Genomic DNA, 15,278 nt, shown 5'->3' with positions numbered 1-15,278 from the left:
CACCCTCGGCACACGCCCGGCACAACGAATCCCGGCCAAGGGCGGTGTGCCGGACGGCGGTCACCGGTGCTCGCCAGCACGCCTCACACGTACGGACATCCGAGACCGACAAGTCGGGGGTCATCCCGCATCCCGGAGAGCAGGGGTCAACACGTGGCACGGGCAGGTGCACTCCGGCAAGCGGCACAGGGCATGCACGTCGGCCAGGTCCGTCACCAACCCGCTACGGCAGACAACGCTGCACGGACCCTCCACACCTACCGACAGCGCGTCCAGAGCAACGACCGACCCTCCGGACAGATCGGCGGCAGAGATCGGATCACCACGCCACAACAGCGTCACCCCATGCTCCGGACAGTAGGCACCCGTGCCGTCCTCGGACAGCACCTCGTGCACGACCCCCTCCGCGAAACACCTCATCCGCGCCGCGCCTCCCGCCAAGCACGCCCCAACCGCACAGCCATCGGGCAGGAGACCCCGGCACGGCAGGCGGCACAGCACAGGGTGTGCCCGAGCCACGTTCTGTACGTGGCGTCGCCGCTCTCGCTCCGGCTGCTCCTGGCGCGGCGTGGCCCGGCATGCGGCCGGGCGGTGCGCAGTTCCTCTACGGGCACGGAAATGTTCATCCGGTCTCCTTACAACTGCCTGTCTGGCGCGGACAGGTAGAGCATCGGTGGCAGGACGACACCTGACTGCTACGGCGTGTAGCAGCGCGCACGGTTCAGACGGCTCCGGCCCAGTGGGCGAAGTGCGTCAGGCTCTCGGCGTCAGAGCGATGGAAGCGGCGCAGGTTCCGGGCGACCTCGCGCGTCCATGGATGCTCCCGTGTGTGCTGAGGAGCCGCAGCACGTGCCATCCGGAGGCTGGTGAAGGCCTCTACGGGGCGACCCGCCCAGTCCTGAGCCCTGGCGAGTTCGATGTAGAACCCGCTGCGACGCTCGGCAGGCAGATCGACGCCGGGTGCCCAGGTGGCAGCAGCGCGAAGGGCCCGGTCCGCGTGGTCAGGTCCGAGGCTGACGGCGACGGACACTTCGTGGATACGAACGCTTTCAGGTCCGAAGGCCGTGCCCAGATAGCAGCCTTCTCGGCCGACTTGTCGGCTCAGCTGCCGCGCGTGAGCCAGATGAGTTTCCGTCCCGGCAGCGTTCTGCGCTCGGCTCGCAAGCACTGCGGCTCTCATGTGGAGTGCACCGCGAGCGGCTGCCTGCGTACGCCCGTCCGGTGGCGGGGCGGCCTCGATGGCCTGCTCCAGCGCTACCAGGCCGGCGGCATGAGCGCGGGTCGCGAAGAACGTCTCGGCGCGGACGTACGAGGCTGTGGCCTGGACGAGGGGGTCGTCTGCCCGGTCCGCTGCCCAGCGCATCAGGTCGCTGAGCCGCGCCGAGAGATCGTGCGCCCCGTGCTTGAAGGCGACGGCATCCGCGGTCCGGGCAGCTGAGGCCAGCATCCGCGCGGCGTCCTGGTGTTCAGTCCTGGGCGCTGTATGGACGTACCGAATTGCGTCGGCCAGCAGCCCAGGGATGACGGCGGCAATCCGGCCGTACTGGGCAGCGAGACGCCAGCCCACCGCCGCAGTGATCTCATCGGCCAGTTCATCCGGTCTACGTGTCGGCGGCCCCAGAGCAAGGTCGTACCCGGCGATCGCCTCCGACAGGGCGGGCAGCGCCCGATGGACACGACGCTCCGTGCCGACGTGATCCGCGCAGACGCGCGACATCCACCTCAAGGGCATCCGCGATCGCTTCGAGCACCTCGTCGCTGGGCCGCCGGGCGCCTCGCTCGATGGCGCGAACCATGGCGTAGGACACGTGAGAGGCCGCGGCAAGTGCGGTCTGGGTGTAGCGGCGTGCGCGGCGGCATGCGGCAATCCGCCTGCCGATCTCCTGCGGGCTGTCGGAGGACACCCACTGACCGTACGCGGGCGATGACGCTACGGAAGACGTTTCCCGCTACTTACCAGTGATGTCGGTAAGTTCCATGAGTGAGTGGATCACCCACTCGGCGGTCGAGTTGACTTGGTCGTCACCGGCCCAGAGGTGTCCCCAGGGGCCCCGGCGGATGTGCGCGGTGCGGAGTCCGGCCCTGGCGGCGGGGAATGTGTCGTTCGCGGGGTGGTCACCGACGTACACGGTGTCGCGCGCAGGGGCACCGGACACCTCCAGGACCTTCGCGAAGAACTCTGCCGAAGGCTTGGCGCAGTTCCACTCCCCGGAGGTCACGATGAGGTCGGCGGGCAGGTCGAGATCACGGAGCAACTCGCCTGCGCGCACAGTCTGGTTGCCTGCGATGACGACGCGCATGCCAAGGCGGCGAAGTTCCGCGAGCGCGGGGCGGACGTCTTCGTACAGGTCGCTTTCGTCGAGGTACTCGCCCCGCCCTGCTGCCTCGCGGGCCGCGTACTCGGCCGGAATGTCGATGCCAGGCTTCACCAGCTTCAGGGCTTCGGAGTTGTCGAGCCCTTGGGCTGTCACGGCACCGACGAGGGCGGACAGCGTGTGCCGGGGCGTGCCGAGCCAGTCGGCCCAGGAACCCCAGTAGCGGTCGTCGCGGATGAGAGTCTCACCGATGTCGAACACGAACGTCTTCACACGTCGAGCCTAGGGGCGCCATTCGGCAGCCGCGACATCGTCGATGATCGGGAACTGGGGAGCATCCGGTACGCGATCCGCCTCGCCGAGGCGTGAGAGGAGTGGGGCGTGGCTGAGGTCGGTGCTCACCCTGTCGAAGCTACCGCCTTTGCGAAATCAGCGGTGCGGGTCGCGTGGTGCCAGGCCGCGTCTCGCGCCTGACAGGCAGCTGCGACCTCGGCCGGGTCCTCGCTGAGGATGACGCCGAGCGTTGTGTCGTTCTCGTCGAAGTCGAACCGTGCGACGAGCCTGGAGTCGAACAGCCAGAAGTCGTGGTCCGGCAGGCCGATGCGCTCCGCCTCGTCCCGGGGCAGGTTGCGGATGTCCTCGCCTGCCGACACGTTGCTGTGCCCACTGGCGAGAAGGAACCGTTGCCCCTCGGTGAGCGGCTGGTCGACCAGTCGGACCCGTTCGAACCGCTTCCCCTCCGCTGTCTGCGCGCGGACGTTCTCGCGCCATGCGTTGTCCGGTTCCGTCGCGATGTCCGCGCCGCTCTTCCATCGTTCCCACTTCGGGCCGTTGCGGTCGGAGGCGTATCCGCGCCGGCTCTCCAGCCGGAACGCGGTGTGCTTGAACTCGCGGAACAGCGGGGCGGTCTCGGAGAACGGCACCATCTCGGGATGGGCGGTGCGCGGAGCGAAGCGGACCAGGAGGTCGCGTGGCACCAGCACGAACGTCTCGCTGTCCTTCACATCGCGGAGCCGGGCAAGTTGCTCGGGGTCGGTCACACGGTCGCCCTGGACAAGGATGTCGGTGGTGCCCTCGACCTCGTAGAGCGTGGGGCAGTCTCCGTCGTCGCTGGTGGTACCGAGGAACCTGAGGTGCGCCATCGTGCCCTCCGTCTGCGCTGGGTGGGAATCCAGGATGCTGCGGATAGCTCAAGGCCGCCGATGTATTGCGCGGAATTGCAGATCGTTCTGCAGGCACGACAGTTGCGCGCAATTGACCGTAGGTGACCGGTCGATCAGGGTCCAGAGCTTGGCAGCGCGTTCCGATCCGGCCCGCCCAAGCGCCTTGCCCGCCCCGAAGCTCGGGTCCTGAGCCGCAAGCCTCGGGCCTCGGGGACGGCCGGGTCACTCTTCCGGGGTTACGTGAACGGCGCTCCGGCCCGAAGCTCGGGACCCGGGACACGGGTTTCGGGATGCGAGACCCGTGACACGAGATCCTTCTTTAACCGGTAGGTAGATGAAGAGGGTTAGGGAAAACCTTCCCTCCCTCCCCGCCCCGTCACGGCCAGGAAGTATGACTAATCGTGACAGCTTGCGGCGCAGCGTGACCGCCGCTTACGGTGCGAGAACTAATCGACCCCGACGCGGTGTTACAGCACCAGGCCGGGGTCTCACCGCAAGATCGACACACACCAGAAAGCCGACCTCGTGGCTACAAAGCACACTAGCTCCGCCCTGCCCGCCCCCGCACTCTCCGCCGCGTACCCGATGGCCAATCCCGGGTACGGCAAGCGCTCCGCACCCGGCCAGCAAGCCCGCACGCGCACCGACTTCTGCCTCCTGCCGACGCGCGAACGCTACGTCGCCGGATTCGTCGACCACCTCCCCGAAGGTGCCGCGATGAGCGTGAAGCAGCTGGCCAAACAGCTCCCGCTCTACGGGCAGCAAGCCATCTCCACCGCCCTGAACGCCCTCTCCGTCGCCGGGCACCTGCGCCGCGTCCGGTGCTCCGTCACCAGCGCGAGCGACGAAACCCGCTGGGTCTACCGCACCTTCTGGTCCCGCACCGCCCGCGACAGCGAATGGTGGAACGCCTACCTCGCCACCGAGAACAGCACCTTGGTCGCGAGTTCCGGACCGGACATCCCGGCGTCCGACGCGGCGCTCCCGCCGCTCAGGGGCCTGGTCGAGGAACCGCCGCCCGCCCCGGAAGACCCTGGTACGGAACAGGCGCCCGAACTCCCCGCCGTACCGCACCAATGCACCCCGGACCAGGAACCGGCCCCGGACGCCGAGCCCGCGCCCCCTGCCCCGGAAGCGGCCACCTCGACGTCCCCCGCCTACCTCGCCCTCGCCCGCCTCGGCCGCGACGATCACCGGCTGACGCTGTCCGCCGCCGACTGCGCCGCCCTGGAAGCGCAGGCGACGGAATGGCTCGACCGGGGCGTGACCGTCGACTATCTGACCGGCGCCCTCACAGCAGGGCTTCCCGCCCGGGTCGACAGCCCCCTCGGCTTCGTCCGCCGCCGTCTCGTCGACAAGATCCCTCCGCGGCTACCCATCGAGAACGCCCGGTCCAGCAGCCCCGGCCCGGCCCGCCGCATCCTCATGGAATGCACCGACTGCGGCCGGCCCGGCCGCCCCGAAGCCCTCTTCGACGGGCTCTGCCGCCCCTGCCGCGAAGCCCACTCCCTGGGCGAGGAGGACGCGACCCGCACCGCCGAGATCGCCGACGTCAAGCTACGCATGAGCAACCTCCGCGAACTGCTCAAGCCCGTCTGAGCCTGCCTCGCTAGCCGATGCATACGACGCGGCGCTGTCCGGAGCCGGTCAGTCGGGCTGCTTCTCCATATGCGCGAGGACGCGGTTCGCGATGCGGGCGAGGGCGTCCAGCTCTTCCAGGGTGAGCGCGTCGATGAACAGCCGCCGGACGTGTTCGACGTGCAGGGGCGCGGCCTCCTCGATCGCCTCCCGGCCGGCCGGGGTGGCGACGATGAAGGACCCGCGTCCGTCGTCGGGGCATTCCTCCTTGGTCACCAGGCCGCGCTTCGCCATCCGCGCCACCTGGTGGGACATGCGGCTCTTCTCCCACTCCACCAGTTTGGTGAGGTCCATGAAGCGCATGCGTCCGCCGGCCTCGGTGAGTTTGGCCAGCACGATGTAGTCGGCGGGGGACATCCGGGATTCTGCCTGGACCTGGCGGGAGAGCCGTCCGATGAGCTTCTCCTGCATGCGGATGAAGCCGTCCCAGGCGGCCTGCTGGTCCGGGGTGAGCCAGCGAGGCGTCGCGTTCATGCGAGGAGCGTAGCGAGGCCGTACGGCCCGTCTCCACCGGATGCTCGACATGGGGCGCCAAGTCGCCCGGCCCGAGTGGTGGTTGACCCATCAACCATCCATGCCTAATGTGGATGACGCGTCAACCAATCGATGTCGGAATGCCGGTCGTCGCCCGGATCCACGGGCGCGACGCTCCAGAAGGGGAACCCATGAGCACCCAGAACAAGGCCGGACTCGATGCGCTGCTGACGCCCGAGGAGAGCGTCCTGGTGCTGATCGACCATCAGCCGTTCCAGGTCGCCAACCTGAACAGCCATGAGCCGACGATGGTCGTCAACAACGTCGTCGGGCTCGCCAAGGCCGCCAAGGCGTACAGCGTCCCGACCATCCTGACGACGGTGCTGGAGGAGCGCGGCGGCCTGCTGATCCAGGGCGTCCAGGACGTGTTCCCGGAGCAGAAGCCGATCAACCGGACGCTCATCAACACCTGGCAGGACGAGCGCGTCGTCGACGCCGTCAAGGCGACCGGCCGCAAGAAGCTGATCCTCGCCGGGCTCTGGACGGAGATATGCCTCGCGATGCCGGCCATCCAGGCGGCGGGGGAGGGGTTCGAGGTCTACGCCGTCACCGACGCGTCCGGAGGTGTGTCGGCCGAGGCCCACGACATGGCGGTGCGGCGCATGGTCCAGGCGGGCGTCGTGCCGATCACGTGGCTGGCCGTGATGGCCGAGTGGCAGCGCGACTGGGCCCGCGAGGAGACGATCACGGGGGCCATCGAGGTGCAGGCCCAGCACGGCGGAGCCTCGGGTATCGCCTTCGCCTGGGAACAGCAGCTCCTCGCGACGAACCCCGGCGGCGCTGCCTGACGGGGAGCCCACTTGACGGCGGACGGGTGGGGAGGGAGGGGAAGGGGAGGCATCAGAACTCCGCTTCCCCTCCCTCTCCCCTTCGCTCTCTCCGCCTAGAGTGACGGCCATGACCATCTCCGGCCCGGCCACCGACTTCCAGCGCGCCACCCGTGACTCGTACGACGCCCTGGCCCCCGCCTACGCTGAGTTCGCGCGCGGCGAGCTGGCCGCCAAGCCTCTGGAACGCGCGCTGTTGGGTACGTTCGCGGAACTCGCGGCGGCGAGCGGCGGCGGCCTCCCGGTGGCCGATGTCGGCTGCGGAACGGGCCGGGTGACCGAGTACCTCCACGGACTCGGCCTGGGACTGGACGTGTTCGGTATCGACCTCTCCCCGCGGATGATCGCGGTGGCGCGGCAGGAGCACCCCGGGCTGCGTTTCGAGGAGGGCTCCATGCTCGCCCTCGGCCTGCCGGACGCGTCGCTGGGCGGACTGCTCGCCTGGTACTCGACGATCCACGTCCCGGACGAGGAACTGCCGCGCGCCTTCGCGGAGTTCCGCCGCGTGCTGGCGCCCGGCGCCCACGTACAGCTGGGCTTCCAGGTCGGCGACGAGCCGTTGCGTATGTCGGAGGCGTGGGGCATGGAGATCTCCCTCGACTTCCACCGGCGGCAGCCGGAGAGGATCGCCGAACTGCTGCGGGACGCGGGCCTGGAGGTCGTGTCCCGCGTGTGGCGGGAGCGGGAGACGGGCGGACCGTTCCCGGAGCGGGCGCCGCAGGGGTTCGTCCTCGCGCGCAGGCCGATTGTCAGTGGTGGCTGTGAGGATGGGGACACCAACACAGCGGATTGAGGGGGACCCCATGGGCGCCTGGGACATCGGCCACTTCGACAACGACACCGCCGCCGACTTCGGCGGCCGGGTCGACGACGCGGAGGCGGCGAAGAAGGCGGACGTGCTCCGGGACGTCCTGACCGCCGTCGCGGACAGTGGGCCGGAGGACTATGCGGACGGCGGTGAGGAGGCGGTGGCCGCCGCCGCGCTGATCGCCGCCCAGTGCCCCGGCGGCGAGCCCGTCACCACGGCGTACGGCCCGAAGGAGCCCCTGCCGCCGCTCCCCGCCGACCTGCGCTCGCTCGCCGTCCGTGCCCTGGACCGCCTCACCGCGAAGAACGCGGAGCCGCTGGACCTGTGGGCGGACGCCGGAGCGGACCAGGAGTGGCTGGCGGGGATAGCCGCGCTGCGGGCGGTGCTGGCGGGCGCGCCGGGGGAGTGACCTCCGAGGACTCTCAGCGTTTCGGGCTGCCCGCGTGTACGAGTTCTTCGACGTCCAGGGAGACTTCGGCGCCGATGGAGTCGGGGAGGGTGACCGTTTGGCCGGGCGCGTAGACCTGGTGGTTGTCGTAACCACCGGCGAGCGGTTCGGTCAGGACGTGGACCCGGCTGTGCTTGCGGTCGAGGATGACGTAGACCGGGATCTTGGCCAGGGCATAGGCGGTGACCTTGTTGCGGAGATCGTTCTGGTAGTTCCCGGAGGTGACCTCCAGCACAAGACGGAAGACGCTGGGGTCGTAGGTTGCGTTCTCGGCCTGATGGTCTCTGTAGTCCGCGTCGACGAGCGCCAGATCGGGGATGGCATAGTCGTAGGGGCCACTGGGCAGCCAGAGACCGGCCCCTTGAAGGATTCTGGACTTCTGGCCGTGGAGCCCCGCGGCTCCGAACAGGAGCGCGAGTGTGGTCAGCGCGTCGGCGTGCGGGCCGTCCGGGGATGGGGCCACGGTGATGACGCCTCCGATGATCTCGACGCGGCGACCCGGGAGCTGATCGGACAGTTCGTTGGCGCTGTCCAGCAGCGAGAATTCCGGCTCACCGTCACAGGGGTGCTCGACTGCTGCTGCAGACATTGCGGGCCTCCTGGAATGGGCTGGTGTCGAGAGCATCATCGTAGGGCGGGTCTGCCCGAGATCGCGCTTCTGGCATATGCCACCCGGTCGAGTGAAGCAGAAACGGCCCGGCACCCACGTGGGTGCCGGGCCGTCTCCGTACAGCCGTACAGAACCGAAGAGCTACAGCTTCTCGATCACGTAGTCGACGCACGCCGTCAGCGCCTGCACGTCCGCCGGGTCGATCGCCGGGAACATCGCCACGCGCAGCTGGTTGCGGCCGAGCTTGCGGTACGGCTCGGTGTCCACGATGCCGTTGGCGCGCAGCACCTTGGCGACGGCCGCCGCGTCGATCTCGTCCGCGAAGTCGATCGTGCCGATGACCTGCGAGCGCTTCGCCGGGTCCGTGACGAACGGGGTGGCGTACTTCGACTCGTCGGCCCAGCCGTAGAGGTGGCCCGACGAAGCCGCCGTGCGGCCGGTCGTGAAGTCCAGGCCGCCCTGGGTGTTCATCCACTTCAGCTGCTCGTTCAGCAGGAAGAGGGTGGCCAGCGCCGGGGTGTTGTACGTCTGGTTCTTCAGGGAGTTGTCGATCGCCGTGGGCAGCGAGAAGAACTCCGGGATGTGCCGGCCCGAGGCGTGGATCCGGGCGGCGCGCTCCAGGGCGGCCGGGGAGAAGACACCGATCCACAGGCCGCCGTCGGAGGCGAAGGACTTCTGCGGGGCGAAGTAGTAGACGTCGGACTCGGTGATGTCGACCGGCAGGCCGCCCGCGCCCGAGGTGGCGTCCACCAGGACCAGCGCGCCCTCGTCGGCGCCCGCGACGCGCTTGACCGGGGCGGCGACACCGGTGGAGGTCTCGTTGTGGGTGAAGGCGTAGACGTCGACGCCGGCCTCGGCCCGCGGGTCCGGGTGGGTGCCCGGGTCGGAGGCGATGACGGTGGGGTCGGACAGCCAGGGTGCGAGCTTCGCGGCCTTGGCGAACTTCGACGAGAACTCGCCGAAGTTCAGGTGCTGGGACTTCGAGTCGATCAGACCGTGCGTCGCCACGTCCCAGAAGGCGGTGGAGCCGCCGTTGCCCAGGATGACCTCGTAACCCTCGGGGAGGGAGAAGAGGCTGCGGACGCCGTCCCGTACCTCGCCGACCAGGTTCTTGACCGGGGCCTGGCGGTGGGACGTACCGAGGAGAGAGGTGCCGGTGGCGGCCAGCGCGTCGAGCGCCTCCGTCCGCACCTTGGAAGGACCGGCGCCGAAGCGTCCGTCGGCGGGCTTGATGTCAGCGGGAATCTGGATGTCGGCCACGGGACGGAGCGTAGTCCCTCGGTGGCACGGCTTCGTAACCGTGTCCGTCCGATGAGACGTGCGCTCCGACCCGTGGACCCCGGGCGGAGGAGGGCGTTCCCGGCCCGTGGACGTCACCTGCGGCGAGCGGTCAGGCGTCGCCGCCGAACGGGCAGCCCAGCTTCACCGGCAGCTCGTGCAGGTCGTTCTGCGTCACGATCGGCTTGTTGCGCAGCTCGGACGCCGGGACCGCCAGGTCCAGTTCCGGGAAGCGCTCGTAGAGGGCGGGGAGCGCGATGCCTGCCTCCAGGCGGGACAGCGCCGCGCCCGGGCAGACGTGCGGGCCGTGGCCGAAGGCGATGTGGCGGTTCGGGGTGCGGGTGGCGTCGAACTCGCCCGCCGTCGGGCCGTACTGCTCCTCGTCCCGGCCCAGCGCGCCGAACGAGATGATCAGGCCCTCGCCCTTCGGCAGGACCTTGTCGCCGACCTCGATGTCCTCCGTCGCGAAGCGGATCAGGACGTGCGAGGTCGGGGTGTTCCAGCGCAGCGTCTCCTCGATCACGCCCTCCCAGCCGATCTCGCCGTCGAGGACCTTCTTGCGCTGCTCCGGGTGGGTCTGGAGCGCCTCCACGACGTTGACGATCAGGCTGATCGTGGTCTCGTGTCCGGCGGCGATGATCAGCTGCAGCGTGTTGACGATCTCCTCGTCGGTGAGGTGGTCGCCGTTCTCGGAGGCCGCGATCAGGGCGCTGGTCAGGTCGTCGCCCGGGTTCGCCCGCTTGGCGTCGACGATCTTCGTGAAGAGCGTTCCGAGGTCCGCCATCATCTGCGGGACCTCCTCCGGCGGCGTCTGCGTCGAGAAGAACTTCTCGAACAGCTCCTTCAGCCGCGGGTGGTCCGCCGCGTCCACGCCCATCAGCTCGCTGATGACGTTCATCGGGAGGGGGTAGGCGAACTCCGCCTTCAGGTCCACCGGCTCCCCGGCCGGGAGGGCCGCCAGCTTCTCCAGGCTCGCGTTCGTGAGCGCTTCGATGCCCGCCCGCAGCCGCTCCACCCGCTTCACCGTGAGCGCCTGCGCCACCAGCGTACGGAGCCGGCGGTGGTCGGCCCCGTCGACCGTCAGCATCGAGCGGCCCGGGTTGGCCAGGCCGATCAGCGGCCAGTCCATCGGTATCTCGCCGCGCTGCCAGGCGCCCCAGACGTTGATGTCCTTGACCACCCGGCTGTCGGTGAGCAGCGCGCGGGCCTCCGCGTGGCGGGTGACCGCGTACACGTGCACACCGCCCGGCAGCTCCACCTCGGCCAGCGGACCGGCGGCCCGCAGTGCGGCGCTCTCGCCGTCGAGGTCGGTGACGAACGGGTCGAGCGCGATGCGGGTCATGCGGGGCCTCCGAAGTGTCCGGGTCTGCCGAGGGCGGGCGTGGGCGTGAAGGTCACCGGCAGGTCCGTCAGACCGCGCAGCCACGGTGACGGGCGGCGGGTGAGCTGCTCGGGGACGACGGCGAGGTCCACGTCCGGCAGCCGGTCGAGCAGGACCTCGATGCCGGTACGGGCGATGACCTCGGCGGTCTCCTGGGCCGGGAACGGGCAGCGGTGCTCGCCGTGTCCGAAGGAGAGGAAGGCGTTGTTGCCGCCGGTCAGCGCCGAACCGTCGGTGCGCACCTGCGGGTCGCCGTTGGCGGCGGCGAGGCCCAGGAGCAGCAGGTCGCCCGCGCGGACGTGGCGGCCGCCGATGTGGGTGTCGCGGGCGGCCCAGCGGCCGGCCACGTTCTGCGTCGGGGTGTCCTCCCAGAGGACCTCGTTCATCGCCTCGGCGACGCTGTGCCGGCCGCCCGAGAGCGAGGCGGCGAACCGGTCGTCGGTGAGCATCAGGCGCAGTGAGTTGCCCATCCAGTCGGCGGTCGGCTGGTGGCCGGCCGCCATCATCACCATGAGGTCCTGGGCGACCTCCTCGTCGGTGAAGCCGCCCGCGTCCGCGATCATCCGGCTGGCGACGTCGTCACCGGGCTCGGCGTGCTTGTCCGCCAGCAGCTGGAACATCGAGGTGCCCAGGTGCTGCTGTCCGACGAGCGCCCGCTCCCCGCCGTCGATCATGTCGTTGATCGCGCCGACCAGCGGGTACGCCTCCTCGTCGGAGAAGCCGTAGATCCTGGCCAGGACCAGGGCGGGCAGCAGCTTGGCGTAGTCCGCGATGATGTCGACCGAGCCCTTGGTGCAGAACCGGTCGATCAGCTCGTCCGCGAACTCCTCCGCGTACCGCTTCAGGGAGAACGGGTCGACGCCCTCCAGCGCGTTGCTGATCATCATGGCGCGGACGCTGTGGCGCTCGCCGACGGTGTAGAGGATCGAATTCTGCTTGCGCCCGATCATCGGCAGCAGCGGCCAGTCGTCCGGGATGCGGTCCCACTGGTTCCACAGGTCGGAGTCCCGGCTGAAGAGGACCGGGTCGCCGGTGACCTGGTGCAGCTCGCGGTAGCCGAGGACGAGCCAGGCGGGCACGTCGCCGTCCAGCACGACCGGGGCGATGGCCCCGTGTTCGCGTCGCAGGTCCCGGTAGAGCTGGACCGGGTCGATCTGGAAGCGGGGCCCGGACAGGGGGACGGACGCGTGGGTGACGGGGCAGCCGGAGACAGTGGTCACGGGGCGGACTCCGGGGTCGGGCCGGCCGCCGCCAGGGCCGCCGCGGGAGCGGCCGCCGCGGAGGCGGTCGTTCCGGTGGCCTGGAGACGGGCGGCGGAGAGCGCGGCGAGGTGCTCGACGAGCGTGATGAGCACGTACTTGCTGGAGGACCGGTCGCGGGCGTCGCACTCCACCAGCGGCACGTCCTCCGAGAGGTCCAGGGCCTCCCGGATCTGCTGCTCGCTGTGGAGCGGGCCGCCGAAGTCGTTGCACGCCACGATGAAGGGGGTGCCGTGGTGCTCCAGGCGGTCGATGGCGTACCAGGAGTCGGCGAGCCGGCGGGTGTCGACGAGGACGACCGCGCCGAGCGTGCCCGAGAACAGCCGGTCCCACAGGAACCAGAAGCGTTCCTGTCCGGGCGCGCCGAAGAGGTACAGCACGGAGCGTTCGTCGAGCGTGATCCGGCCGAAGTCGAACGCCACCGTGGTGGACGTCTTGGCCTGGACGCCGTCGAGGTCGTCGACGGCCTCGCCCGCGCGGGTCATGGTCTCCTCCGTGTTGAGCGGACGGATCTCGCTCACGGATCGGACCATGGTGGTCTTGCCGACCCCGAAGCCGCCGACGACAACGATCTTGAGTCCGTTGTCGGCCGTCGCGCTCAGGGCGGCGCGGTCAGAGGTTGCGGAGTCCAACGAGCACCTGTTCCAGGATGTCGGGGTCGGGGAGCCGGTCCGCGACACGGGCTGTACGGGGGTGGCGGGCGCTGATCCGGCCGGTGTCGAGCAGATCGCACAGCATGATGCGGACGATGCTGACCGGCAGGTTCAGGTTCGCGGCTATCTCGACGACGGCGGTGGGGCCCTGGCACATCCGCAGGATCGCGACGTGCTCGGACTGCATCCCGGGGGCCGGATCGCACTCGGCGACGACGAGCGTCACCAGGTCGAAGGCGGCGGAGTCGGAACGGCTGCGGCCACCGGTGAGGGTGTACAGCCGGTCCGGATCGTCGTCGCGGCCCGGTCGGGGGCGGGGTGCCGTCGTCATACGGCCGAACTCTCTGCCACGGGTGAGCGCGGCGGGGCGACCAGATGCTCACCGAGCTGCTCGACGAGCTCGCTCATGTTGTGGCCGACGAGGCCGACGTCGGAGTCCTCGTCGGCGACGACGGCCAGGTGGGCCCCGGCCCCCGCCTCGACGATGAACAGCACGCCGCCGTAGAACTCGGCCATCGCGGACCGTACGCCGCCGGTGCCGTCGCCGAACTCGACGGACGCCCCGTGCGACAGGCTCTGGATCCCGGCGGAGATCGCGGCCAGCTGGTCGGCCTGGTCGACGGAGAGCTCGGGGGTGCGGCACAGCTTGAGGCCGTCGCGGGACAGGACGAGGGCGTGGCGGGTACCGGGGGTGCGGTCGAGCAGCCCCTCCAGCAGCCAGTTGAGCTTCTCGTCGGTGGTCGCGGTCATCGGGTGTTGCCTTCCGGGTGCGGGGAGTTGGCTCGTACCGCCTTGCTGAAGGTGCTGAAGCGCGCGGCCTGGACCTTCGGGTCGGTGGTACGGGCCCGGGGGGTGTCGGCTCCGCCGGGGGTGGCGTTGCCGGTACGGGCTTCGGCGGCGGCCAGGGTGCGGCCGCGTCGGCGCTTGGGCAGGCCGCTCTCGCCGAACGCGGGCACGGCGCCGGTGGACTCCGACTCCGACTCCGCCGCCGGGGTCGGGGGTGTGGAGGCGTCGTCCTCGGCGAGGGACCGGGCCGTGGGGGCGGCGTCGGCGGTGTCCGCTCCGGCGGCCGAGGCGTGCGAGGGCTCCGGCTCGGCGGGGGCGGTGGCCGGTGCGGTGGTGCCGGCCTGGTCCTGGGCCCGGTCCGGGCCCGTCGCCGTCGGGGCCACCGCGGTCGGTGCGGTGGCGCGGGAGATCAGCTCCTGCGGGAGCATCATCAGCGCGCCGGTGCCGCCCCGGGCGGACGGCCGGAAGGCGACGGTCAGGCCGTGCTTACGGGCCAGCCGGCCGACGACGGCGAGCCCGAGGCGGGTGCCGGAGAGGTTGGTGAGGTCCTGGTTCTCGGCCGAGACGGCCCGCTCCGCACGGCGCAGCTGCACCTCGCTCATCACGAGCCCGCTGTCCTCGACGGTGATGACGATGCCCGCCGGGACCTCCTCCACGTACACGTGGACCTCGGCGGTGGGCGGCGAGAAGTTGGCAGCGTTGTCGAGGAGTTCGGCGAGCGCGTGCATGACGCCCTCGGCCGCGTGACCGGCGATGGCGACATCGCTGGTGGAGTGCAACCGGACCCGCTGGTAGCTGCCGATCCGGCCCATCGCGCCCCGCAGGATCGACTCCATGACGATCGGCTTGGCCCAGCGCCGCCCGGAACGGGCCCCGGTCAGCACGGCGATGGAGTCGGCGAGGCGGCCCGCCTGGGCGGTGCGGTGGTCCAGGTGGAGCAGGTCCCCGAGCACGGACTCGTCGGAGTGCCGGTGCTCCATCTCGCGGAGGTCGGCCAGCATGCTGGTGGCCAGAGCCTGCATCCGCCCCGCCGCGTTGGCGCAGGCGGCGACGGCCGCGGAGCGCTCGGTCTCGGCGCGGGTGGCGCGGGCGGCCAGCCGGTCGACGGTGACCTTGAGCCGGGCCTGCTCGGCGGCGGCGTCCGCGGCGATCCGCTCGTTCTCGGCGCGGGCCTCGGCGGCGACCCGGGCGGTCTCGGCGGAGGCGGCGCCCTTGATCCTGGCCGTCTCCGCGGTGAAGCGCTGGGCCTCGACGGCGGAGGAGGAGACCAGCCGCGAGGTCTCGGAGGTGAACCGCTGGGCGTCGGCGGCCCGCAGGGCGCGCAGCGTCCGCGCGGTACCCAGGGTGTGGACGGTGACGGCCACGCAGACGCTCAGCAGCACGGCGGCTGCGCCCGCGCCCCAGGCCAGCGGAGTCCGTACCGTGTCGGGGGCCGCGGCGACGCCCCACAGGGTCAGCGTGCCGGTTGCGGCTGCCGAGATCAGCAGGGCGAGTGCGGTGGGCCGGTGTGAGGGGCGCAATCGGAGTCCTCGGTGGCGGACGGTGCGGGCGGTATGGGGCAGTGCGGGCGGTACGGGC

At 70.6% G+C, this 15,278-nt stretch carries 17 protein-coding genes; 4 read left to right on the top strand and 13 right to left on the bottom strand.

All coding sequences use genetic code 11. From position 1 onward, the window contains the following. Nucleotides 1-721: 721 nt before the first annotated feature. The 4 genes from AC0VY3_RS32560 to AC0VY3_RS32545 all read right to left on the bottom strand — a co-directional run bounded on the left by AC0VY3_RS32560 (nucleotide 722) and on the right by AC0VY3_RS32545 (nucleotide 3,457). Nucleotides 722-1,717, bottom strand: coding sequence for a transcriptional regulator (locus tag AC0VY3_RS32560; RefSeq protein ID WP_475551239.1), 996 nt, complete (start codon nucleotides 1,715-1,717; stop codon nucleotides 722-724). Continuing rightward, on the bottom strand, nucleotides 1,602-1,904 hold the full coding sequence (locus AC0VY3_RS32555) for a helix-turn-helix domain-containing protein (RefSeq protein WP_475551238.1): 303 nt from the start codon (nucleotides 1,902-1,904) through the stop codon (nucleotides 1,602-1,604). The genes AC0VY3_RS32560 and AC0VY3_RS32555 overlap by 116 nt, the downstream gene beginning before the upstream one ends. A 45-nt stretch (nucleotides 1,905-1,949) precedes the next feature. Beyond that, on the bottom strand, nucleotides 1,950-2,588 hold the full coding sequence (locus AC0VY3_RS32550; RefSeq protein ID WP_103512038.1) for an HAD family hydrolase: 639 nt from the start codon (nucleotides 2,586-2,588) through the stop codon (nucleotides 1,950-1,952). Between the two features lie 125 nt (nucleotides 2,589-2,713). Continuing rightward, nucleotides 2,714-3,457 carry a DUF6879 family protein gene (locus tag AC0VY3_RS32545; RefSeq protein ID WP_475551237.1) on the bottom strand — a complete coding sequence of 248 codons (744 nt, stop codon included), beginning with the start codon at nucleotides 3,455-3,457 and terminating at the stop codon, nucleotides 2,714-2,716. 546 nt (nucleotides 3,458-4,003) lie between these two features. Between AC0VY3_RS32545 and AC0VY3_RS32540 the strand changes: the two genes are divergently transcribed. After that, the gene (locus AC0VY3_RS32540) at nucleotides 4,004-5,077 is read left to right on the top strand and encodes a MarR family transcriptional regulator (protein WP_475551236.1); all 1,074 of its coding nucleotides are present in this window, start codon (nucleotides 4,004-4,006) and stop codon (nucleotides 5,075-5,077) included. A 48-nt stretch (nucleotides 5,078-5,125) separates the two neighbouring features. Here the strand turns inward: AC0VY3_RS32540 and AC0VY3_RS32535 are convergent, their stop codons facing one another. Then, entirely contained in the window at nucleotides 5,126-5,590 is a 465-nt protein-coding gene (locus AC0VY3_RS32535) for a MarR family winged helix-turn-helix transcriptional regulator (RefSeq protein ID WP_475551235.1), read from the bottom strand. A gap of 191 nt (nucleotides 5,591-5,781) precedes the next feature. Here AC0VY3_RS32535 and AC0VY3_RS32530 point away from each other — a divergent pair, with 191 nt between their 5' ends. The 3 genes from AC0VY3_RS32530 (at nucleotide 5,782) to AC0VY3_RS32520 (ending at nucleotide 7,694) form a co-directional block, all read left to right on the top strand. Beyond that, the gene (locus AC0VY3_RS32530) at nucleotides 5,782-6,438 is read left to right on the top strand and encodes a hydrolase (protein ID WP_475551234.1); all 657 of its coding nucleotides are present in this window, start codon (nucleotides 5,782-5,784) and stop codon (nucleotides 6,436-6,438) included. Between the two features lie 109 nt (nucleotides 6,439-6,547). Beyond that, nucleotides 6,548-7,270, top strand: a complete 723-nt coding sequence (locus AC0VY3_RS32525; protein WP_475551233.1) for a class I SAM-dependent methyltransferase — start codon at nucleotides 6,548-6,550, stop codon at nucleotides 7,268-7,270. Nucleotides 7,271-7,280: 10 nt separating this feature from the next. Next, nucleotides 7,281-7,694, top strand: a complete 414-nt coding sequence (locus AC0VY3_RS32520) for a DUF4259 domain-containing protein (protein WP_103512032.1) — start codon at nucleotides 7,281-7,283, stop codon at nucleotides 7,692-7,694. Nucleotides 7,695-7,707: 13 nt separating this feature from the next. Here the strand turns inward: AC0VY3_RS32520 and AC0VY3_RS32515 are convergent, their stop codons facing one another. The 8 genes from AC0VY3_RS32515 to AC0VY3_RS32480 all read right to left on the bottom strand — a co-directional run bounded on the left by AC0VY3_RS32515 (nucleotide 7,708) and on the right by AC0VY3_RS32480 (nucleotide 15,220). After that, nucleotides 7,708-8,322: a Uma2 family endonuclease gene (locus AC0VY3_RS32515; RefSeq protein ID WP_103512031.1), complete on the bottom strand. Its 615-nt coding sequence runs from the start codon at nucleotides 8,320-8,322 to the stop codon at nucleotides 7,708-7,710. Between the two features lie 162 nt (nucleotides 8,323-8,484). Then, on the bottom strand, nucleotides 8,485-9,603 hold the full coding sequence (gene serC / locus AC0VY3_RS32510) for a phosphoserine transaminase (RefSeq protein ID WP_103512030.1): 1,119 nt from the start codon (nucleotides 9,601-9,603) through the stop codon (nucleotides 8,485-8,487). Between the two features lie 130 nt (nucleotides 9,604-9,733). Further along, a complete protein-coding gene (locus AC0VY3_RS32505) occupies nucleotides 9,734-10,963 on the bottom strand; it encodes a cytochrome P450 family protein (protein ID WP_242741758.1) in 1,230 nt (409 codons plus the stop codon). Next, entirely contained in the window at nucleotides 10,960-12,222 is a 1,263-nt protein-coding gene (locus AC0VY3_RS32500) for a cytochrome P450 (protein WP_475551232.1), read from the bottom strand. Before AC0VY3_RS32500 ends, AC0VY3_RS32505 begins: the two co-directional genes overlap by 4 nt. Beyond that, nucleotides 12,219-12,893: a GTP-binding protein gene (locus AC0VY3_RS32495; RefSeq protein ID WP_103512027.1), complete on the bottom strand. Its 675-nt coding sequence runs from the start codon at nucleotides 12,891-12,893 to the stop codon at nucleotides 12,219-12,221. The genes AC0VY3_RS32500 and AC0VY3_RS32495 overlap by 4 nt, the downstream gene beginning before the upstream one ends. Beyond that, on the bottom strand, nucleotides 12,874-13,245 hold the full coding sequence (locus AC0VY3_RS32490) for a DUF742 domain-containing protein (protein ID WP_030083166.1): 372 nt from the start codon (nucleotides 13,243-13,245) through the stop codon (nucleotides 12,874-12,876). Before AC0VY3_RS32490 ends, AC0VY3_RS32495 begins: the two co-directional genes overlap by 20 nt. Beyond that, the gene (locus tag AC0VY3_RS32485) at nucleotides 13,242-13,664 is read right to left on the bottom strand and encodes a roadblock/LC7 domain-containing protein (protein WP_030083168.1); all 423 of its coding nucleotides are present in this window, start codon (nucleotides 13,662-13,664) and stop codon (nucleotides 13,242-13,244) included. Before AC0VY3_RS32485 ends, AC0VY3_RS32490 begins: the two co-directional genes overlap by 4 nt. Continuing rightward, nucleotides 13,661-15,220 carry a sensor histidine kinase gene (locus AC0VY3_RS32480; protein WP_103512025.1) on the bottom strand — a complete coding sequence of 520 codons (1,560 nt, stop codon included), beginning with the start codon at nucleotides 15,218-15,220 and terminating at the stop codon, nucleotides 13,661-13,663. Before AC0VY3_RS32480 ends, AC0VY3_RS32485 begins: the two co-directional genes overlap by 4 nt. Nucleotides 15,221-15,278: the final 58 nt, after the last annotated feature.

This window comes from Streptomyces sp. iso_384 (genome assembly GCF_056172905.1).
This window is presented reverse-complemented; position numbering and strand designations above follow the sequence as displayed.